Below are 21,162 nucleotides of genomic sequence, written 5' to 3' on the forward strand. Positions count from 1 at the left end.
TTGGAGGTGATTATGTCCAAGGAAAATGCACTGGCTTTTCTCGAACGCCTGGAAAAAGATGAAGACTTTAGAAAGGCGATAATTAATGCTCGCAAAGTAGCGTCCCCACAATCGGCTGTTGTTCCGACTACGGACGAGTTCGTTACATTGGGGTTCGACATCAAGGATATGCACGAGGCCATGTACGAGCGCGGCACGAACCTTTCGATTGATGAAATAAAAGAAATAACGGGGGGCGCAGCAAACCTTGTAGATGACAAACTTGAAGTCATAGCATTCATGCATGTTTACGGAGTAACGAAGGCTGAGGTATAACGGGAAATTAACTATTGCGAGAAGCGGCGTTATAATTATTTTTCCGGCATTGCCCCTATAATTATAGGTAGTATTTCTCTCCGCATCTCGCACTTCCTTCAGTCTCGCCCCAGAAGACTGAAGTTTCTCCACCGACAGCTTTGGATCTTGAATGTCGGTTGCTGACTGCAGACAATAACGGCAGATTCCGGCCAACAGCTGCCAGTCACGAGAGGCCTTTTTCGACCCATAGCGGATGTTCATCCTCAGGTCGCTGACATCTGCTTTGCAGCAGGAGCGGCCTCTCACCTATTCAAGCTAGACGCCTGTAAACTCCCGTTCAACGCTTGGCTTGGCTTGGCTTGACTAGACGGAGCCGGATCGCAGCGTGGATTGCCGCCCAATGAAGGGCTATAAGACATCATGTACCTCGCGTTCCCTGCTCCAGAATTTGCACTTCCAGGGGTAACGTTTTCACGAGATATCGTCCTCTAGCCGCCGCTTGAAACGCACGCGCGACGAATTTGTTTGGCCATCGAAAAGGGAGGTTTGGTTTGGCGACAAGAGCTGGCTCTCATGCGGGACGTGGGTTCCGATATCAAGATGCGGTTGCGGCAAGCCTTGCCGTGGAAGGCTTTGTCGGCCAGTTTGGGTACGGCAGCATCGTTCCTGAAGGGGGCGACGATCTTGAGCTCCGGACGGCCAGCGCTAGGACGCTCGCGCAGGTCAAGTCACGACGCGACCACATGGGCCCGTTTTCAGCTCGCTCAGTGGCGGGCTTCGTCATGAAAATGTGGGATGGAAAAGGGCTTCAACCTGACGACCAATTTTTGCTGGTGCTCGAAAGCAATGTTGGTGAACGCCGCGCTGCCATCCGCCAGTTGCAGGACCTTACCGCCTATCCGACCGTAGTAGTTGAGCTGAAGGGACGCAAGGGGTTGGCTGGCCTCATTGCGCGAACCAAGGTGCTTGTGCTACCCGACCCTCGCGGAAGCGCAGTAGCCCAGATTTCGGCCAAGCAGGCCTGCACGTTCTTCGAAGCCGAGATGTACTTCGCGGACCTCTTAGGCGTGGTGGGGCATCTTTCTGACGAGAACGGAACACGCGCTGCGAACGCCTATCTCGGGCTTGCCGTGTCTGATATTCAGCGGCGGTTCGACGCGCTACAGCCGCTTATGACATCAGCGGTAGTCGAGGCAGCGCTAACCGAGGGGTTTTGTTCAGCTGTGGATTTCCTGACGCCCGATGAGGATCCGCTGTTCTACCTGGGTGTCGATGCGCAGGCATCGCACGTAGCCGCAGGACTCGTTGTGGAACGCCCTGAGCTCCGTGCAGCCGTTCTAGAAGGACTGGAGAGCCGCAGAAACGCGCTCATTCACGGCGCTTCCGGCTCCGGAAAGTCAGCAGTCCTTTGGGAAGCCGCGTACGCCAGTCGTCACGCAGTGCGTTGGTTTCAAGTTCAGCGCCTGCCGCCGGCAGCCATTGCGTCACTTGTCCAGCTCGCGCGCTCCAGACGAGCGACTGCAGATGCACCCGTCGGCTTCATCATCGATGACGTGGGCCGAGGGTTCTCGGAGGGTTGGACCGCGTTGACTGCGGAGGTAAATCGCACTCCCGGGCTGCTGCTCTTGGCATCTGTACGAGAGGAGGATCGCTACCCGCTGGTAGATAGCCGTCGTGCTGCCCAGATCAAGGTTCAGGGCGACGACACTCTGGCTGAACGAGTGTGGCGAGAGCTGAGGGATAGAGGGCAAACCGCTTGGCAAGGATGGCGAGAACCTTGGAGGCTAGCGGCTGGCCACCTGCTTGAGTACACCCACGTGCTTACCCAGGGACATCGATTGAGCGAGACGCTGCACGCGCAGGTTGCGGCGCGTATTAACGACGTCACTCGACACGACGAGCTGGATGTCTTGAGAACGGTGGCTTGTGTGAACGCAGCGGGTTGCAGTGCCGAGGTGTCAGAGCTGCCTCGCGTTTTGTCCAAGCCCGCGACCACGGTCTCGCTCGCGCTGACCAGACTCAAGGATGAGCACCTGGTTCAAGACGCACATGACGGCAGGATGGTGGGGCTGCATGAGTTGAGATCTGCAGAGCTCCTTCGCCTGTCTCACGAGTTCCCACCGCCCTTGTTGTCGACTACGGCCGCAACTGCGGTTTGGCTGGTGCCGGCATCCGAGATGTCTCGGTTCCTCGAGCGCACTCTCTCTAGGCACGAGGGATGCGATGATGAAGTAATTGAAGGTCTGGCGCTTAGATTGAAGGCAGCACCGACACCGGCGCTCCTCAGCGCGATTCTGACGGGGCTGGACCGTACGAACGCGCATCGGGTGATCAGACTATGGCTCCAGACCGCCGAAGCACAAGCGATGGCGAAGTCGTTGCAGGGAACGCCTGCTGGACTAGCAATTGGCGACATCGAACCACCGGATATCGGTCCGATGGTACCTGCATCCCGACGCTTCACTGAAATCAGGACTGACGTTATCGCTTCAGGTTTGACCGCTCGCTTTTTGGCTCGGTTAGCTCCAAGCGATCTGCGCCGCGTGCTCCAGGCGGCGAGCAGCGTGGGAGACTTGACCCGGCTCATGGCTTCGCTACTCGGTCAAGTCATCCCGACTTCGCACTTGGGTGAGCTGGCCACTTTTCCCCCCCCGCTCGTCGACGCGGACTTTCAAGCCGTAGTTTCGCTACTCCAAGTCACAGCAAGGGTCGACAGGGCGCTGGCGATCAGCTGGGTCAAAGCAGTAGGGCAAGACGCGTTGTTCCAGCGCTTCTCCGACAATGTGGCCTGGGCTGAGGCACCGAGTCTGAGCCCATGTGAGGAAGGTCAGGAGGTTCGCTCAGACATCTGGTTTGTAGCAACCTCCGTGCAGACCGACCTTAACCACGACGTGTATCAGACTTGTGAGACCTTGCTGGCGCTGACACCTGCAGCAGATATTGTGTCCAGCAACGCGCTGGGATCTGATGGAGCCATCGTCCCGTCCACAGTCGAAGACTACCCGCTTGCGCGCAAACGCATGCCCCGGGAGAACGTTCCCGCGCCCGAGCAGGTCGCCCGCAATCGTGCTTGGCTGGCCATACTCAACGCGTACTTGGCTACTGAGAGTTACACCGCCTATCTAGCGCAATGCTTGGATCTGCTCAATCTGCTCGTCCCGAACCTCAGAGCGCTTCTTGACGGGCAGTTCAGAGGGAAGACAGATGCCACGGCGCTCAAAGTCTTGGGACGCGTATACGACGCAGCTATCAGCTTGGTGGCGCCACAGGAGGAGCAGCCAGCTGCTGGGGTCCAGAGGTGGTCGAGGCTGCCATCGATCCTGTCCAGTTGCTCCACGGATCTCGTCCGGAGGTTTCTTGCGCTGCCGCAGGGTGCTCCGGCCTACATGGGCTGGCTTGCCGACATACAGAAGAGCATCGCGACTGTGGCGTCCGAGGAGTCATGGGATGTGTTGTCAATCGAGGCTCCGAAAGAGTTGGATGAGCTACGGCGCCTTGTGGAAATGCTGCAGACGATGGCCGGTGAGTCTGAGAAAAGAGGGCGGCAGCCGTTCCTCACCCACCGTTATCGGACGGCACCAAAGGGGAGTGCGCTTGGCAAGGCGGCACTCGCCGCGCGCCGATATCGCGAAGCCGAGTTCAACAACTTGGAAGGTAGGCTAAGGACCGAGCTGACCGCAATTAGCCCTGGCATCGGCGTTCATCTGCTGGCTGAGGCCACCATTCCCGAGGTGTGGCCGCCTGCGGACGTGTTGGTCACCTTGCCTGTGAACACCGATGGAACAGGCGTAGACTTGGCGAGTGGCTGGCCAGCCTGGCGTGCTCTCGTTGAGGACGGGCGCAAGATTTGCGTCCTGCCCGTCATGAACAGGCTCGGATTGACGAACCTCGCTATATCTGGCTTCGACAGGCTGCTCCCGGTTCTAGCAAATGAACTGGCGCAACCCTGGTGCGCCGCCGCAGGACTCGAGGCAGCTCCGCTGGATTCGCTAAACGTATTTACTCGTCTCACCAACCCGTTGGCAGAGCTCCAGGGCATTGATGCGTACTGGTGCAGCAAGGGAACCAGAACGCCCGAGGAGGAACGCATCTATCGGGCGGTCTCCGAGACTCTCGACGAAGCGAGGGAGGCGTGGAGCAACTTGGCGCTCACGGATGACATCAAGGGGGCTGGCCTGCAGCTCCTGGATGTCGCTCTTCAAGGCGAGTTCCCGATTGCAAATGCCGCCGCAAGGCTGCTGCACGGCGAGCGGACCCAGACCATCGATGTCATTGAGTCATTCGTCCTAGAGCTTACTTTGTTCGACTGTCAGCGCACAGGTGAGCGCAGTGCACAAACTCGGCAATGAGAATGATCTACACCTACATGCTCAAGGTGGGTGGTGGCGCGGCGGAGCCCTTTGGATTCCTGCCCAGGACTGATCTGCTGCAAAGCGACCATCGCTGAACTTCCGCCTTAACGTCTAAAGTGCACTGGAGGACTGCTCCTGGCCGATTTCTGCCTGTCGCCATCGGCTGAAACCAACCCGTAGCGGACATTCATAACGTCTGACAAAACAGGCGTCCATCATGCCTAGCGCATTGGGCGCCTTTTGGATAAAAAGGTTAGGCATCAGCATGTTAAGCCACTGTTGAACGTGGGCCTTGTCTAAGATTCGGATATTCCGCGAGCATTGTTTGCGCTAGGTTGAAGTCGTTGGATATGGAAAAGATATAGCGCTCGCTCCATGCAATCTGCAGGGAGTTGAAATTCTCAACATTAGCAACTGAGTACTGCACTGGCTTGCCACTCAAAAGGGAATCGCTCATGGCAACGATTCCCCCGGGATCAGCTCCATCTTCCGCTCTTCGCGTGGCAACCAATGACCGTGCGCCACGGTGAACAAGATCGGTCAGAGTAGGGCACCACATTGCCAGAGCACGAGTAGGCGAAAGTGGAAGGTAGATTTCAATACCTGGAGTCGTCAGTCCAAGGTTCCCTCGAAGAGCCCGATCAATCATGTTCTGACGCGTTAACGGATTGTCGCTTAGAAGGAATGGATGTTGTCTTGATGTCGCAGCGAGAACCCAGTCCTTGCCTAGAAAGTGATCTGCGTAAATTGAGGGGGCGCTGAAGACAATCCTTGCGGTCTGTTCCTTCGAATCGCTCTCCGGAATATCGCGAAGAAGCTCTTCGGCCTGTGACCCAGGCGCAATTTGATCGCCATTCTGCTCGAAGTGTTCCCTCACCATTCTGGGGAACGCGTTCCACTCCTCGCGAAAGGTCTTGGTTCTGGTGAGTTGTACCGCAAGGAACGAGGCCAAGATGTGCTTTTGCTCATCCGCAAGGCTCGAGAGCGAGTCAGCATCGAGGATCGTGCTGATCACTAATTTGGCATGCCCTTCTAATTCAGAGAGCCACGGCTCGATAGATAGCGGCTGGCCTTGATACTCAAAGTCGTAGAACCGATTTTCACTGGCAAGATTCTTTGTGTTTGAAGGAAAGCTTCGATTCGAGGACTTGTCATAGACCCAGACCTGATCTTTCTTTCCGTTACCGAAGTTCCGCATGAGAAATTGCGGCACGTAGTGCTGAACTTTTGCGATCGTCATCTCAGCTGTGCTCTCGTGGTGTGCTCTCGTGGTGTGCTTAGAGGTGGCGCAGAGAATGAGACGTGGCCCAGACGCCCTGTGGCCTTCTAGATTCGAAAGCAGTATCAATGACGCTACCCATTTGCCGTCACTGTGTCCACCGTCTGCTTATGGCCGATGACTACCTGTCGCCAGCGGCAGCAATGGGCAGCTCTCTACCGATCATGTTTACTAAGCGTGCTGGTCAAATCCGATGCAATCGGTGGTCTAATCGAATGCAAACGCCTGGTCAAGTGCAATGCAAACGAGTGGTCAGTACCGATGCAATCAGATGGTCAAGTGGAGTGCAATTTCGCAGCCGTTCGATGTTTTTTTGAAGCTCCTCGAGTATCAATGCCACCGAGCGTTCAATGAAGAGGCCCTAAAGGGGCGCCGTTATTTTTTCCCTGGATGAAAATCGTTAGTGTCCAGATTCACTGGGTCACACATGAATGGGTACGAGAGGATAACTTTGGTTCCGTTTGTTTCAATATAGTTAACCAGCAACTCACAGTTATCCTCAAAGCCAAAATTTGACCTGAGTATTTGCTTTCTTTCGTGTTCAATTATCCCTGGAATCAAGCTTCCGTTAGAAGCATTGATAATGTATGTTTTTCCAGTCTCGAGCAGTTTTTCATCCATGTCGCTGTGTAAGTACCATGTCGAATAGCCGAATTTGGTCTTGCTTCTTATTTGTATTTTTTCTAAAGTTGCTGGCCTAGAGCCGTTGTTGCTAATCATGAAATTGGCGTGCAGGTGGTCACCCCCCGTAATCGATATTTGTATTACTGCCTTTTGAGGGTCTAACAACCGTTTAACTGGCTCTGCTGCCCAAATAGAAACGAGTGTTAGTGCAAAGCCAGCTAGCATTAGTGGGCTGCCGATGAAGCGCCGCCATCCTTGAGCGGCAGAGCAATGTTTGCATCTGGTGGCTTTATTATTTATTTCTTCTCTACATGCACAGCACAATTTCATTGCGTAGCTCAGTTCCGATGCGGAGGGACTTACTTCATCAATGCAGCGATGCTTTGTGAAGAATTGTTGGGGTAAAGTCGGGCAGCTGGCCTACATTCTCGAACCAGCCTTCTTGAACCGCAGATAGCTCATGTTCTGCGTGAGTCTCAAACGAGTCTACGGTGAGAGATATTGCGTAGTTAAGCTGGTTTACATATGGTGTCATCGAATTTTTTATCTCAGCGCATTTTGCATTGTTTACTATCGATTCATCTCTCATTGGTTTAGCGACTTTGATCAAGGAGGCTGCAAGGCTCCAGTCAATGTTTTGGGTGCCTGACGAATGAAGCGCGAGCATCACGCATCTCATAGCAGCTGTGGCGTTTCCATCGACATCTGGCAAGAATGTGTCTTCTGTTTTGCACTCAACCAGGGCGGATATAGATACGAAATCATTACGCGTATTCACCGGTATTCCGTAGGAATCTAAAGCAGCTAGCAAAGGAAATGCATACAGCGCACGTAAAATTTGATTTGATCTAGTCGGGGATAGAGAGTCCTCGGGTAATTGCTTGATTCGTGTATCTAGCTCAAGTGCGGTTTTAGTAAGGCTGCTTATTGTTTCACTGATATTTGCACTATCAGTTGCCTCATGGCTGTGTAAAACCAGATCCTGTGTGTTTAGGAGTCTGAGTGAATTTGTGAGGCGTCTAGCATCCGATGCCGCTTTTTTGAGTGCTCTTAGGCGGGCTTGAACGTCGCAGGGGCGCTGGATGGGGAGGGGGGAGCGCTTCTGCGAGAAAAAAGCGATCAATGTTGTTTTTTCCGCTGTGGATAGGTGATCCAAAGACGTATGGTTCAAGATGCTTTCAACTAGTAAGCTGCGAAAAGTTTCCCTGCCTTTATCGTCACATCGAAGCATTCGAGGCCTCCGTTTTCCATAGGTCCAGTTTGTCTGCCCACTGCTGCATCATTTCTGCCCGTTCATCCATGTAGGTGGCGTGATTATAAGCCCGACGAACTGAGTTGGGCTCTGCATGAGCGAGCTGCGCCTCAATCGCGTCTGGTCTGTAACCCATTTCGTTAAGCCGTGTGCTTCCTGTAGTACGAGTCCCATGGGGGCTATATATCGTTGCCCAACCAAGTTTTTTCAGAGCTTGGCGGAATGCCGCATCAGACATCGGCTGATGGCGATCATCTCGGTTAGGGAAAACATAGGTGCCTTGACCGGTGATGGGCTGCATAGTTGTTAGCACTGAGATTGCCTGGCGGGGCAGGGGGAGCAAATGCTCGCGACGTGCCTTCATGCGCTCTTTAGGAATTTTCCACAGCCCATTGGCTAGGTCGAACTCATCCCACTTCGCCTGAACGCTTTCATTGGCTCTAGTCAGCGTCAACCACATTAATCTGAATGCCATCTGCGTCTGGAATTGCCCGCCGTGGGACTCAAAAGCGTTAAGCAGATTGCCTACCTGGGCCGACGAAAGTGCCGCTTTGTGTTGGGTTTTGTTTGGTGGCAATGCCTTTCTAACAGGCCATACGGGATCGCTATCGGCTCTGAGAGTAGCTACTGCTAGCTCGAAGACCCCTGACATTGTGCGTTTTGCTTCTGCAGCCACAGATGGGGCACCGCGCTTCAGTGTTTTGTTCAGAATCTCGAGTACATGTGCCGATGTAATGGTACGAACCGGAAGCTTTCCAATCGAAGGGAAAACAACTCTCTTCAGCATCGCTAATCTCCGAGACTTCGTCACTGGTTCCCAACCCTTCAGGGCGAGCCACTCTTGGGCGATCATCTCAAAGGTATTGGAAGCATCAATCTCACGTTTGATTTTCGTGAGCTGCCTGTTCTGTACTGGGTTGATGCCCTGTCTGACTAGCTTGCGCGCTTCGTCGCACTTCTCTCGAGCATTGGCTAGCGAGAGGTCGGGATAATCGCCAAGGGCGAACCAAGAGGCTTTGCCGCAGAGCTTAAAGCGGTATCGCCAAGCCCGAACCCCATTAGGCTTTACCTCTAGGTACAGGCCTCTAGCGTCGTTGATGCGGTACAGCTTGTCTTTGGGTTTTGCAGCCCGGCAGTGAGCGTCGGTGAGCATGGTATGACTCAGTTTTACAGGATGCATTTATCGTATACACCTAAAAACGGCCTGTCCAAGAATCATATACACCGGTGTAGTCGCTTTTTTTCTGCATGCCGGTGCAATCACGTGCAACTCATAGAAACGCGAAAGCCCCATAAAATGGGGCTTTCTTGGCGATTTGCACGCCGCTAAGCAAGCTTATGCAATTACCTGCAATGTTATCTACAATTTACACGTTAAAGCGGAAGTGCATCACATCGCCATCTTTAACAATGTATTCCTTACCTTCCAAACGCCATTTACCCGCTTCCTTGGCACCGGCCTCACCCTTGAACTGGATAAAGTCGTTGTAGGCGATCACTTCCGCGCGGATAAAGCCTTTTTCAAAGTCGGTGTGGATCACACCGGCAGCCTGTGGCGCAGTGGCGCCGACTTTTACGGTCCAGGCGCGGACTTCTTCGACACCGGCGGTGAAGTAGGTCTGCAGGTTGAGCATTTCGTAGCCGGCGCGGATCACACGGTTCAGGCCAGGCTCTTCCAGGCCCAGGGCCTCAAGGAACATGTCTTTTTCTTCGCCGTCATCCAGCTCGGCGATTTCCGCTTCAATCTTGTTGCACACCGGCACCACGATGGCGCCTTCTTCGTCGGCGATGGCCTTGACCACGTCGAGCAGAGGGTTGTTCTCGAAGCCGTCTTCAGCGACGTTGGCGATGTACATCACAGGCTTGGTGGTCAGTAGGTGGAAACCCTTGACCACGGCCTTCTCGTCAGCGCCCATGGTCTTCATCAGGCTGCGTGCCGGCTTGCCCAGGGTGAAGTGCGCGATCAACTGTTCCAGCAGGCCTTTCTGGACCACTGCGTCCTTGTCGCCGCCTTTGGCGTTGCGCGCGACTTTCTGCAGTTGCTTCTCGCAGCTGTCGAGGTCGGCGAAGATCAGTTCCAGGTCGATGATCTCGATGTCGCGTTTCGGGTCGACGCTGTTGGAGACGTGAATCACGTTCTCGTCTTCAAAGCAGCGGACCACGTGGGCGATGGCATCGGTTTCACGGATGTTGGCCAGGAACTTGTTGCCCAGGCCTTCACCTTTCGACGCGCCGGCTACCAGGCCTGCGATGTCGACGAACTCCATGGTGGTCGGCAGGATGCGCTTGGGATTGACGATGGCCGCCAGTGCTTCCAGGCGCGGATCGGGCATCGGCACGATGCCGCTGTTGGGTTCGATGGTGCAGAAGGGGAAGTTCTCCGCCGCAATACCGGACTTGGTCAAAGCGTTGAACAAGGTGGATTTGCCGACGTTGGGCAGGCCGACGATGCCGCAATTGAATCCCATGGTGTTTCCCCTCGGAAAAAAGTCAGGCCTTCTGGCTGTGCAGGTTTTTCATCGCGCGGTTCCATTCACCGGCGAAGATATCCGGCAGCACGCCGAGGGCAAAGTCGATGCTGGCATCGAGTTTTTCCTGTTCGGCGCGTGGCGCACGACCCAGGACGAAATTTGAAACCATACTGGCGACGCCTGGGTGGCCAATGCCGAGCCGCAGGCGGTAAAAATTATTCTGATTGCCCAACTGCGCGATGATGTCGCGCAGGCCATTGTGCCCGCCGTGCCCGCCGCCGAGCTTGAGCTTGGCAACGCCGGGTGGCAGGTCCAGTTCGTCATGGGCCACCAGGATTTCTTCGGGTTTGATCCTGAAGAAGCCCGCAAGCGCCGCTACAGCCTGGCCGCTGCGGTTCATGTAGGTGGTGGGAATCAACAGACGAACATCCTGACCCTGATGTGAGAAGCGTCCGGTCAGGCCAAAATATTTGCGATCGGCCACCAGGTTTACACCTTGGGCGTGGGCGATGCGCTCAACAAAAAGGGCCCCCGCGTTATGCCGGGTCTGTTCGTATTCGGCGCCTGGATTTCCCAGGCCAACGATCAGTTTAATGGCAGTCACGACAGGGGCCCTTCCTTTGGAGTTGTGGATAACATCGCTACACCCGCGTGCGGCGAAAGTGGACGACAAGAGATCATTTACTCAAGAGTAAACGCCGCGTTATCGCCCGCTTTCTCGCTACGTTTCGGTCCGCGATGTTTCCTCAAGCTCCGGCAATACAGAGTGAATTACTCTGCAGCGCCTTCTTCAGCTTCTGGAGCAACGCGTGGAGCGTGTACGTTTGCAACAGCTTTGTCATCACCGTGAGCCAGTGCGACAAACTCAACGCCTTTAGGAGCCTTGAGGTCGGACAGGTGGATGATTGCGCCGATTTCCAGAGCCGACAGGTCGACTTCGATGAACTCAGGCAGATCTTTCGGCAGGCAAGTCACTTCGATTTCGTTCAGGACGTGAGAGATCTCGCCGCCTTTCTTGACCGGAGCTTCTTCACCAACAAAGTGCACAGGCACGATAGCGGTCAGTTTCTGGCCGGCTACGACGCGTACGAAGTCAGCGTGCAGAACGTGACCCTTGGATGGGTGACGTTGCAGGGCTTTGATGATGACGTTTTGCTTTTTGCCGCCAACGTTCAGTTCGATAACGTGGCTGTAGGCCGCATCGTTTTCGAGCAGTTTGGCAACTTCTTTAGCCAGCATGCTGATGGATTCAGGGGCTTTGTCGCCACCGTAAACTACAGCTGGAACCAGGCTTGCGAGACGACGCAGGCGGCGGCTCGCACCTTTCCCCAGGTCGGAACGCACTTCAGCATTCAGAGTAAAATCGTTCATGTTGTATCTCCAAAATAACCACATTCGCCCCAGCGTTTGCGACCAGCGCTAAAGGCGATATGGGCAAAAAAGCCCCGCCCCAACAGTATGCTGGGGCGGGGCGCTTTTCGTCAGTGAGGTGTTCCGAAGGTTTGACCCTTAGCGGAACATCGCGCTGATCGATTCTTCATTGCTGATGCGGCGAACCGCTTCGGCAACGACCGGTGCGATATCCAGTTGACGGATACGCGCACAGGCTTGAGCAGCGGCGGACAACGGGATGGTGTTAGTCACCACCAGTTCGTCCAGCACAGAGTTCTCGATGTTCTCGATCGCTCGGCCCGACAGCACAGGGTGTGTGCAGTAGGCGAAGACTTTAGCTGCACCGTGCTCTTTCAAGGCTTTGGCCGCGTGGCACAGGGTGCCGGCGGTGTCGACCATGTCATCAACCAGAATACAGGTACGCCCTTCGACATCACCGATGATGTGCATCACTTCAGAGTGATTGGCTTTCTCGCGGCGTTTGTCGATGATCCCGAGGTCCACGCCCAGGGATTTGGCAACAGCTCGTGCACGCACGACGCCACCAATGTCCGGGGACACGATCATCAGGTTTTCAAAGCGCTGGTCTTCGATGTCATCCACCAAGACGGGGGAGCCGTAGATGTTATCTACCGGAATATCGAAGAACCCCTGGATTTGGTCAGCGTGCAGGTCAACCGTGAGCACACGGTCGATACCTACCACGGTCAGCATGTCAGCAACGACTTTCGCGCTGATAGCCACACGTGCGGAACGCGGACGGCGATCCTGGCGGGCATAACCAAAGTAAGGGATTACAGCTGTGATTCGAGTCGCTGAGGAGCGGCGGAAGGCATCAGCCATCACGACGAGTTCCATCAGGTTATCGTTGGTCGGAGCGCAGGTCGGCTGGATAATGAAGACGTCTTTACCGCGGACGTTTTCATTGATCTCGGCTGTAATTTCGCCGTCGGAGAATTTACCGACAGAGATGTCACCGAGAGGGATATGCAGCTGACGTACGACACGTCGAGCCAGATCGGGGTTGGCGTTCCCCGTAAAGACCATCATCTTGGACACGCGCAGTACCTAGAGGCTGAGGGTAACCTGGATGAGTATTAGAAAATGGCAGGGGCGGCTGGATTCGAACCAACGCATGGCAGGATCAAAACCTGCTGCCTTACCGCTTGGCGACGCCCCTGTATCTGTTGCAACGAGTACCCAGTACTCGATTCCTTTTAGAGCAGACTTTGCAGCTTGCGATGCAACATCGAAACGTTGCTTCCTTTTGCTACAAACCCTGTAAGGGTCTCTGTAAGAAGGGCCGAGACTTTATCAGCTTCAGCTTTGCTTGGGAAGCCCCCAAACACACAACTTCCAGTTCCGGTTAATTTTGCTTCGGTAAATTTACCTAACAAATTCAAAGCGTTACGTACCTCTGGATAACGCCTTGCTACAACCGGTAAGCAGTCATTTCGACTGTTTCCCTTGGGAACGGGGCGCACTTTAATGGGAGGAGAGTTACGTGTCAACAGCGGATCTGAAAAAATTTCTGCTGTACTTACAGATACTTGCGGGACAAGCACGACATACCACGGCTCTTCGGGGTATTCCGGGGTGAGTTTTTCCCCCACGCCCTCAGCAAAAGCGGCGTGTCCACGCACGAAAACCGGGACGTCGGCGCCCAGCGTGAGGCCCAGCGCAGCCAGGCGATCATGGTCCCAGCCCAGTTGCCACAAATGGTTCAGACCCAGCAGTGTGGTCGCTGCATTCGAGCTGCCACCACCGATTCCGCCACCCATGGGCAGAATTTTATCGATCCATATATCGATGCCCTGGGAACAGCCGGACTGCTCCTGGAGTTTTTTCGCGGCCCTCACGATCAGGTTGCTGTCGTGGGGCACGCCTTCGAATTCAGTGTGCAGCTGGATCACGCCATCGTCGCGCAGGGCGAAGGTGAGCTCATCGCCGTAGTCGAGAAATTGAAACAGTGTCTGCAGCTCGTGGTAGCCGTCTTCACGGCGACCGAGAATGTGCAGCATCAGATTGAGTTTGGCAGGAGAGGGCAGGGTCAGTTTTTGTACGGCCACGTTATTGCCCCAGCTTGCGCGGTTGCCAGTCCTTGATCACCAGCGTGACGTCAAGGTCGGTGCCATGCAGCTTGATGCGCTCTGGCAGCCAATAACCGCCCTGTTCCACGTAGCTGAGGTACTCGACCTGCCAGCCATCCTGTTCCAGGGTGGCCAGGCGGCTGTCACCGTTGAGGCTCAGGCGGCTCTTGCTGTCCGGCGCGGGCAAGCCGCGGACCCACCACACCAGGTGCGAGACAGGCAGTTTCCAGCCAATCTGCTCTTCCAGCAGCGCTTCGGGCGAGGTGGCCTCGTAGCGACCCTGGTTGGCGACTTCGAGGCTGACTTGTCCCGGGCGGCCGGTCAGGCGCGCGGCGCCGCGCCCCAGGGGACCGGACAAGCGAATGTCGTAGTAATCCTGGCGTTGCAGCCAGAACAAGGTGCCGCTGCCGGAATCTTTCGGTGCGCGAACCCCGACTTTGCCTTCGATCTGCCAGCCGTCGATGCTGCCGAGCTGATCCTTGTGCTGCTTCCATTGCGCCGGGTTGCCCTGGCCCTCAACGGATTCGCGGGCACCGAAGCCCGCGCAACCGGCGAGCAGGGCGATGAAGCTGAAAACGATAACGTGGCGCAAGAACATAAGCTTAAAGGGTCTCGGATCCGGTCAGGCGCTTGATGGTGCCGCGCAGGATGGGGCTTTCTGGTTGTTCCTTGAGGAATTTTTCCCAGATCTGGCGGGCTTCGCGCTGCTTGCCATTGGCCCACAGCACCTCGCCCAGGTGTGCAGCGACTTCCTGGTCGGGGAAGCGCTCCAGGGCCTGGCGCAGCAAGCGTTCGGCTTCGTCGAGGTTACCCAGGCGATAGTTCACCCAGCCCAGGCTGTCGAGTACGGCCGGGTCTTCCGGGTTGAGCTTGTGCGCCTGTTCGATCAACGCCTTGGCTTCGTCGTAGCGCGTGGTGCGGTCGGACAAGGTGTAGCCCAGGGCATTCAGGGCCATGGCGTTGTCCGGGTCGCGCTTGATGATCAGGCGCAGGTCTTTTTCCATCTGCGCCAGGTCATTGCGTTTTTCCGCCTGCATGGCGCGGGTATACAGCAGGTTCAAATCGTCGGGGAATTGCAGCAAGGCCTGTTGCAGCACCTTCCAGGCGCGATCGCCCTGATTATTGGCTGACAAGGTCTCGGCCTGGATCAGGTAAAGCTGGATCCCGTAGTCCGGTTCGGCATCCCGTGCAGCGGCCAGGCGTTTTTCTGCCTCATCGGTACGCCCGTTGCTCATCAGGATGTCGGCCTGGCGCAGTTGGGCCGGCAGGTAGTCGTTGCCTGGGCCGACCTGTGCGTATTCGAGCAGGGCGGCCTGCGGGTCGCTGCGCTCTTCAGCGATGCGGCCCAGGTTCAGGTGCGCCGAGTCAACATGACTTTCGCGCTCGATCAGCTCTTCCAGGTAACCCTTGGCCTCGTCCCAGGCCTTGGCTTCCAGGCACACCAGCGCCAGGGAGTAACGCAGTTCATCGTCATCCGGGTATTGCTGGAGCAGGTTGGCGAACTGCACTTTGGCGTCCTCCATACGGTCCTGCTCTACCAGGGTGCGTGCGTAAGTCAGGCGCAGGCGCTTGTCGTCCGGGTATTTCTTGATGCTTTTTTCCAGCAGCGGAATTGCTTCCTTGCCGCGGTTGAGGTTCTGCAGCAGGCGCGCGCGCAGCAGAATCGGCGCGATCTCGCCGTCTTCCGGCGGGTTCTGTTCCAGCAGCTTCAGTGCGGCTTCGGCTTCATCATCCTGTTGCAGCAGCAGGGCCTTGCCGAATATCAGTTGGCTGTTCTTCGGGTGTTTTTGCAGCAGGCGGTCGAAACTCTTCATCAGGCCATTGCGGGTGTCCTGGTCGGTGTCGGCAGCCGACAGCGCAAGGAAGTCGAAATGGGTGTCGCCCTTGCCTTGCAGGACTTTCTCCATATAGACCATGGAGTCGTCATAGCGCCCGGCCCGCGCCAATTGAATGGCGGCTGCCCGCTGGGCTTCCAGATCGTCCGGCGCGTTCTTTGCCCAGATCAGCGAAGTATCCAGCGCGGCCTGATCGGCCCCGAGGTACTCGGCAATGCGGAACGCCCGCTCGGAAATTCCCGGATCCTGGGTGTTGATGGCCTGGGTCACGTAGTTATCCAGCGCAATATCGAAGCGATTGCGCTGGCCGGCCAGTTCCGCACTGAGCAGGCTGAACACCGTTTCTTCACTGAACGAGGAATAAACCTTGGGCTTTTCAGGGGCGGGTGTGCTGTCTTCCACCGGCGGTGTACCGTCCGGCGACACGGGGGCCATGGCCTGGCAGCCGCTGAGGAAGACAAAAGCAAGGAGCAACGCGGAAGATCTATTCATATAGGAAGAGGACGACTAACCTGCGGTCGGATCATCATGACACAAGCCTTCGGCCAAACATAACCGTGTAGGAGCGAGCTTGCTCGCGAAAAGCCTGAGGACAACGCGTTTTCTCAGGAGGCCGCGTCATGGTTCACGACCATCGCGAGCAGGCTTGCACCTGCAGATGGCCTTTTTATAGGCATAAGCTACTAGGACAATAGACGACGGTGGTTGTTCTGAATCTTTCGAAGTAGGACAATTGTCGGCTTCCCGACATCATCAGCGATATTGAATGGCCTTCCTCGCACTCGGTATTAACCACAAGACTGCTTCCGTAGACGTGCGCGAGCGCGTGGCGTTTACGCCAGAGCAGTTGGTTGAGGCCTTGCAGCAGCTCTGCCGTCTCACCGACAGCCGCGAAGCTGCGATCCTTTCGACCTGCAATCGCAGTGAGCTTTATATAGAGCAGGAACATCTCTCGGCGGATGTGGTACTGCGCTGGCTGGCCGATTATCACCATTTGAGCCTCGACGACCTGCGCGCGAGCGCCTATGTGCACGAAGACGATGCGGCAGTTCGTCACATGATGCGCGTGGCATCCGGTCTCGATTCGCTGGTGTTGGGCGAGCCGCAGATCCTGGGCCAGATGAAATCCGCCTATGCCGTGGCGCGCGAGGCCGGCACCGTCGGTCCGCTGCTGGGCCGTCTGTTCCAGGCCACCTTCAATTCCGCCAAGCAGGTGCGCACCGACACCGCCATCGGTGAAAACCCGGTGTCCGTGGCGTTTGCCGCCGTCAGCCTGGCCAAGCAGATTTTCAGCGACCTTCAGCGTAGCCAGGCGCTGTTGATCGGCGCCGGCGAGACCATCACCCTGGTTGCCCGCCACCTGCATGACCTGGGCGTAAAGCGCATCGTGGTCGCCAACCGTACCCTGGAGCGCGCCAGCATCCTCGCCGAACAGTTCGGCGCCCATGCGGTGCTGCTGTCGGACATCCCCGCCGAACTGGTGCGCAGCGATATCGTCATTAGCTCCACCGCCAGCCAACTGCCGATCCTCGGCAAGGGCGCGGTGGAAAGCGCGCTGAAACTGCGCAAGCACAAGCCGATCTTCATGGTCGACATTGCCGTTCCCCGGGATATCGAGCCCGAAGTCGGCGAGTTGGACGACGTTTACCTCTACAGCGTCGACGATCTCCATGAAGTGGTCGCCGAAAACCTCAAGAGTCGCCAGGGCGCTGCCCAGGCGGCTGAAGAGATGGTCAGCGTCGGCGCCGAAGAGTTCATGGTGCGCCTGCGTGAGCTGGCGGCGGTGGATGTGCTCAAGGCGTATCGTCAGCAGGGCGAACGCCTGCGTGATGAAGAGTTGATCAAGGCCCAGCGCCTGCTCGCCAACGGCAGCAGCGCCGAGGAGGTGCTGATGCAACTGGCCCGCGGCCTGACCAACAAGTTGCTGCATGCGCCCAGCGTACAATTGAAAAAACTGACTGCCGAAGGCCGCCTCGATGCGCTGGCCATGGCCCAGGAACTCTTTGCCCTCGGTGAGGGCGCGCCCAGCTCTTCGGATAAAAAATCGCAATGAAAGCGTCACTGCTCAATAAACTGGACGTGCTCCAGGACCGTTTCGAAGAACTGACCGCCTTGCTCGGCGACGGCGAAGTCATTTCCGATCAAACCAAGTTCCGCGCCTATTCCAAGGAATACGCCGAAGTTGAGCCCATTGTGGCCACGTACAAAAATCTCACCAAAGTGCAGGCCGACCTCGAAGGCGCCCAGGCGCTGCTCAAGGACAGCGACCCGGACATGCGTGAAATGGCCGTGGAAGAAGTCCGCGAGGCCAAGGAAAAGTTGGCCGAGCTGGAAGGTGACCTGCAGCGCATGCTGCTGCCCAAGGACCCCAACGACGGGCGCAATGTGTTCCTTGAAATCCGTGCCGGCACCGGCGGTGATGAAGCGGCGATTTTCTCCGGCGACCTGTTCCGCATGTATTCACGTTATGCCGAGCGTCGCGGTTGGCGGGTCGAGATCCTGTCCGAGAACGAAGGTGAGCATGGCGGCTATAAAGAAGTCATCGCGCGGGTCGAAGGCGACAACGTCTATGGCAAGCTGAAGTTCGAGTCCGGTGCCCACCGTGTGCAGCGGGTTCCCGCGACGGAATCCCAAGGTCGCATCCACACCTCGGCCTGCACGGTGGCCGTGTTGCCCGAGCCGGACGAGCAGGAAGCCATCGAGATCAACCCGGCCGACCTGCGGGTCGACACCTACCGCTCGTCGGGCGCCGGTGGCCAGCACGTCAACAAGACGGACTCGGCGATTCGTATCACTCACTTGCCGTCGGGCATCGTGGTGGAGTGCCAGGAAGAACGTTCCCAGCACAAGAACCGTGCACGGGCCATGTCCTGGCTCTCGGCCAAGCTCAATGACCAGCAGACCAGCGCCGCCGCCAACGCGATTGCCAGCGAGCGCAAATTGCTGGTGGGCTCGGGCGACCGCTCCGAGCGCATCCGTACCTACAACTTTGCCCAGGGCCGGGTCACCGACCACCGGGTCAACCTCACCCTTTACTCCCTGGACGAGATTCTCGCGGGTGGCGTGGATGCGGTGATCGAGCCATTGCTCGCCGAATACCAGGCCGATCAGCTGGCGGCGATAGGTGAATAAATGACCATTATCGCCAGCCTGTTGCGCGCCGCCGACCTGCCCGACTCGCCCACGGCGCGCCTGGATGCCGAGTTATTGCTGGCGGCGGCCTTGGGCAAGTCCCGCAGCTACCTGCACACCTGGCCGGAAAAAATCGTCAGCAGCGAACACGCCCTGGCTTTTGCTGGCTACCTGCAACGCCGCCGCGCCGGTGAGCCGGTGGCCTATATCCTCGGCCAGCAAGGTTTCTGGAAGCTGGACCTGGAGGTTGCACCCCACACGCTGATCCCGCGTCCGGACACCGAGCTGCTGGTGGAAGCGGCCCTGGAATTGTTACCGGCCACACCGGTCAAGGTCCTCGATCTCGGTACTGGCAGCGGCGCCATCGCCCTGGCCCTGGCCAGCGAGCGTCCGGCCTGGCACGTCACGGCCGTCGACCGCGTGCTGGAAGCCGTGGCGCTGGCTGAACGCAATCGCCAGCGCCTGCACCTCCATAACGCCACGGTGCTCAACAGCCATTGGTTCAGCGCCCTGGCAGGCCACGCCTACGACCTGATCATCAGCAACCCGCCCTACATCGCCGCCAACGATCCGCACCTGGTGGCGGGCGATGTGCGTTTCGAGCCGGCCAGCGCCCTGGTGGCGGGCCATGATGGCCTGGACGACCTGCGGTTGATCATCGCCCAGGCCCCGGCCCACCTGAACGTCGCGGGTTGGCTGCTGCTGGAGCACGGTTACGACCAGGCTGGCGCGGTGCGCGACCTGTTGCTGAGCCAAGGCTTCGAGCAGGTGCACAGCCGCATCGACCTTGGCGGTCACGAACGCATCTCCCTGGGACGCTGGCCGTGCTGACCGATCAGGAGCTGTTGCGCTACAGCCGACAGATTCTGTTGCAGCATGTCGACATCGACGGCCAATTGCGCCTGAAAAACGGCCGTGCGTTGATCGTCGGCCTCGGTGGCCTGGGTGCCCCGGTGGCGATGTACCTGGCTGCCGCGGGTGTCGGTGAATTGCACCTGGCGGATTTCGACACCGTCGACCTCACCAACCTGCAACGCCAGATCATCCATGACACCGACAGCGTCGGGCAGGCCAAGGTCAATTCGGCCATGCGCCGCCTGAGCGCCCTCAACCCCGAAATCACATTGGTCGCCCACCCCATCGCGCTGGATGCCGATACCTTGGCGGCGGCGGTGGCGGGTGTGGACGTAGTGCTCGATTGCAGCGACAACTTCTCCACCCGCGAGGCCGTCAATGCCGCCTGCGTGGCGGCGTCCAGGCCATTGATCAGCGGCGCGGCGATTCGGCTTGAAGGGCAACTGTCGGTGTTCGATCCACGTCGTGCCGAAAGCCCGTGCTATCACTGTTTATACGGGCACGGCAGCGACACTGAACTGACCTGCAGCGAAGCGGGTGTGGTCGGCCCACTGGTGGGCCTGGTCGGTAGCCTGCAAGCCCTGGAGGCCCTGAAACTGCTGGCGGGTTTCGGCGAGCCGTTGGTGGGACGCTTGCTGCTGATCGATGCGTTGACCACACGTTTTCGCGAATTGCGGGTCAAGCGTGATCCCGCTTGCAGTGTCTGCGGGACGCAACATGGGTAAGGACGCGCCAATCGGTGTGTTCGATTCCGGTGTCGGCGGCTTGTCGGTGCTGGACGAGATTCAGCAATTGCTGCCCCATGAGTCCCTGTTGTACGTGGCCGATTGCGGACATATCCCCTACGGCGAGAAAACCCCCGCGTTCATTCTTGAGCGCTCCCGGTCTGTCGCCGGGTTTTTCCGCGAGCAGGGCGCCAAGGCTTTTGTGATTGCCTGCAACACCGCAACCGTGGCGGCCGTCGCGGATTTGCGCCAGGACTACCCCGATTGGCCCCTGGTGGGCATGGAGCCCGCGGTCAAACCCGCCGCGGCGGCCACGCGCAGTGGCGTGGTCGGGGTGCTCGCCACTACCGGCACCCTGCAAAGCGCCAAATTCGCCGCGTTGCTCGATCGGTTTGCCACCGATGTGCGGGTGATCACCCAGCCGTGTCCGGGCCTGGTGGAGCTGATTGAAACCGGTGATCTGGACAGCCCGGCCCTGCGTCAGTTGTTGCAGGGCTATATCGACCCGCTGCTCAGCGCCGGCTGCGACACCATCATCCTCGGCTGTACCCACTATCCCTTCCTCAAGCCGCTTCTGGCGCAGATGCTGCCTGCCAGCATCATCCTCATCGACACCGGCGCTGCCGTCGCACGTCAGCTCAAGCGTTTGCTGGGCGAACGCGACCTGCTGGCCCTCGGCGATCCTGAGCCTGCACAGTTCTGGACCAGTGGCGATGTGTATCACCTAAGAAATATCCTACCGACACTATGGAAACATTCTGCAGTTGTGCGAAGCTTCGGGTCGTGAAAATTTCGTGAAATGTCGCTGAACTTCTGAGTGTGCGTCGGCTTCTATAGCGAGATGGCCTGTAAAAAATC

At 57.4% G+C, this 21,162-nt stretch carries 18 protein-coding genes and 1 tRNA gene; 7 read left to right on the top strand and 12 right to left on the bottom strand.

Translation table 11 applies throughout. The annotated features are described in order from the left end of the window. Nucleotides 1–12 precede the first annotated feature (12 nt). Both BFQ01_RS01875 and BFQ01_RS01880 read left to right on the top strand, forming a co-directional pair. Complete coding sequence (locus tag BFQ01_RS01875; RefSeq protein ID WP_065924041.1) at nt 13–315, top strand: Nif11-like leader peptide family natural product precursor; 303 nt, start codon at nt 13–15, stop codon at nt 313–315. Nucleotides 316–920: 605 nt separating this feature from the next. Next, the gene (locus tag BFQ01_RS01880; RefSeq protein WP_141691235.1) at nt 921–4,646 is read left to right on the top strand and encodes a hypothetical protein; all 3,726 of its coding nucleotides are present in this window, start codon (nt 921–923) and stop codon (nt 4,644–4,646) included. Between the two features lie 271 nt (nt 4,647–4,917). Here the strand turns inward: BFQ01_RS01880 and BFQ01_RS01885 are convergent, their stop codons facing one another. The 12 genes from BFQ01_RS01885 to BFQ01_RS01935 form a co-directional block, all read right to left on the bottom strand. Continuing rightward, nucleotides 4,918–5,889 (bottom strand): DUF4238 domain-containing protein, encoded by a 972-nt coding sequence (locus BFQ01_RS01885; RefSeq protein WP_065924043.1) that lies wholly within the window; start codon nt 5,887–5,889, stop codon nt 4,918–4,920. Nucleotides 5,890–6,303: 414 nt separating this feature from the next. Beyond that, nucleotides 6,304–6,882, bottom strand: a complete 579-nt coding sequence (locus BFQ01_RS01890; protein WP_141691236.1) for a hypothetical protein — start codon at nt 6,880–6,882, stop codon at nt 6,304–6,306. Nucleotides 6,883–6,919: 37 nt separating this feature from the next. Beyond that, nucleotides 6,920–7,783, bottom strand: a complete 864-nt coding sequence (locus tag BFQ01_RS32100; protein WP_141691237.1) for a hypothetical protein — start codon at nt 7,781–7,783, stop codon at nt 6,920–6,922. Then, nucleotides 7,770–8,957 carry a tyrosine-type recombinase/integrase gene (locus BFQ01_RS01895; RefSeq protein WP_065924045.1) on the bottom strand — a complete coding sequence of 396 codons (1,188 nt, stop codon included), beginning with the start codon at nt 8,955–8,957 and terminating at the stop codon, nt 7,770–7,772. The genes BFQ01_RS32100 and BFQ01_RS01895 overlap by 14 nt, the downstream gene beginning before the upstream one ends. 214 nt (nt 8,958–9,171) lie before the next feature. After that, nucleotides 9,172–10,272, bottom strand: a complete 1,101-nt coding sequence (gene ychF / locus BFQ01_RS01900) for a redox-regulated ATPase YchF (RefSeq protein ID WP_065924046.1) — start codon at nt 10,270–10,272, stop codon at nt 9,172–9,174. Between the two features lie 22 nt (nt 10,273–10,294). After that, nucleotides 10,295–10,879, bottom strand: a complete 585-nt coding sequence (gene pth, locus BFQ01_RS01905; protein WP_010213318.1) for an aminoacyl-tRNA hydrolase — start codon at nt 10,877–10,879, stop codon at nt 10,295–10,297. A gap of 167 nt (nt 10,880–11,046) precedes the next feature. Continuing rightward, complete coding sequence (locus BFQ01_RS01910) at nt 11,047–11,646, bottom strand: 50S ribosomal protein L25/general stress protein Ctc (RefSeq protein ID WP_027606889.1); 600 nt, start codon at nt 11,644–11,646, stop codon at nt 11,047–11,049. A 138-nt stretch (nt 11,647–11,784) separates the two neighbouring features. Continuing rightward, complete coding sequence (locus BFQ01_RS01915; RefSeq protein ID WP_003171603.1) at nt 11,785–12,726, bottom strand: ribose-phosphate pyrophosphokinase; 942 nt, start codon at nt 12,724–12,726, stop codon at nt 11,785–11,787. Between the two features lie 46 nt (nt 12,727–12,772). Beyond that, a tRNA-Gln gene (locus BFQ01_RS01920) sits at nt 12,773–12,847 on the bottom strand. 37 nt (nt 12,848–12,884) lie between these two features. Further along, nucleotides 12,885–13,688 (bottom strand): 4-(cytidine 5'-diphospho)-2-C-methyl-D-erythritol kinase, encoded by an 804-nt coding sequence (gene ispE / locus BFQ01_RS01925; RefSeq protein ID WP_205885421.1) that lies wholly within the window; start codon nt 13,686–13,688, stop codon nt 12,885–12,887. 49 nt (nt 13,689–13,737) lie between these two features. After that, a complete protein-coding gene (gene lolB / locus BFQ01_RS01930; RefSeq protein ID WP_027606887.1) occupies nt 13,738–14,355 on the bottom strand; it encodes a lipoprotein insertase outer membrane protein LolB in 618 nt (205 codons plus the stop codon). Between the two features lie 4 nt (nt 14,356–14,359). After that, nucleotides 14,360–16,084, bottom strand: a complete 1,725-nt coding sequence (locus BFQ01_RS01935) for a tetratricopeptide repeat protein (RefSeq protein ID WP_065924047.1) — start codon at nt 16,082–16,084, stop codon at nt 14,360–14,362. Nucleotides 16,085–16,358: 274 nt separating this feature from the next. On the opposite strand from BFQ01_RS01935, the gene hemA reads away from it, so the two are divergent. The 5 genes from hemA to murI are packed head-to-tail and all read left to right on the top strand — an operon-like array spanning nt 16,359 to nt 21,091. Further along, nucleotides 16,359–17,645: a glutamyl-tRNA reductase gene (gene hemA / locus BFQ01_RS01940; protein ID WP_027606885.1), complete on the top strand. Its 1,287-nt coding sequence runs from the start codon at nt 16,359–16,361 to the stop codon at nt 17,643–17,645. Next, nucleotides 17,642–18,724: a peptide chain release factor 1 gene (prfA, locus tag BFQ01_RS01945; protein WP_027606884.1), complete on the top strand. Its 1,083-nt coding sequence runs from the start codon at nt 17,642–17,644 to the stop codon at nt 18,722–18,724. Before hemA ends, prfA begins: the two co-directional genes overlap by 4 nt. Continuing rightward, nucleotides 18,725–19,555 (top strand): peptide chain release factor N(5)-glutamine methyltransferase, encoded by an 831-nt coding sequence (gene prmC / locus BFQ01_RS01950; RefSeq protein WP_065924048.1) that lies wholly within the window; start codon nt 18,725–18,727, stop codon nt 19,553–19,555. It begins immediately after the preceding gene. Continuing rightward, nucleotides 19,549–20,304 carry a molybdopterin-synthase adenylyltransferase MoeB gene (locus tag BFQ01_RS01955; protein WP_065924049.1) on the top strand — a complete coding sequence of 252 codons (756 nt, stop codon included), beginning with the start codon at nt 19,549–19,551 and terminating at the stop codon, nt 20,302–20,304. Before prmC ends, BFQ01_RS01955 begins: the two co-directional genes overlap by 7 nt. Then, complete coding sequence (murI, locus tag BFQ01_RS01960; protein WP_065924050.1) at nt 20,297–21,091, top strand: glutamate racemase; 795 nt, start codon at nt 20,297–20,299, stop codon at nt 21,089–21,091. Before BFQ01_RS01955 ends, murI begins: the two co-directional genes overlap by 8 nt. Nucleotides 21,092–21,162 lie beyond the last annotated feature (71 nt).

The organism is Pseudomonas sp. 8 R 14, from assembly GCF_900005955.1.
GTDB classification, from domain to species: Bacteria; Pseudomonadota; Gammaproteobacteria; order Pseudomonadales; family Pseudomonadaceae; genus Aquipseudomonas; species Aquipseudomonas marginalis.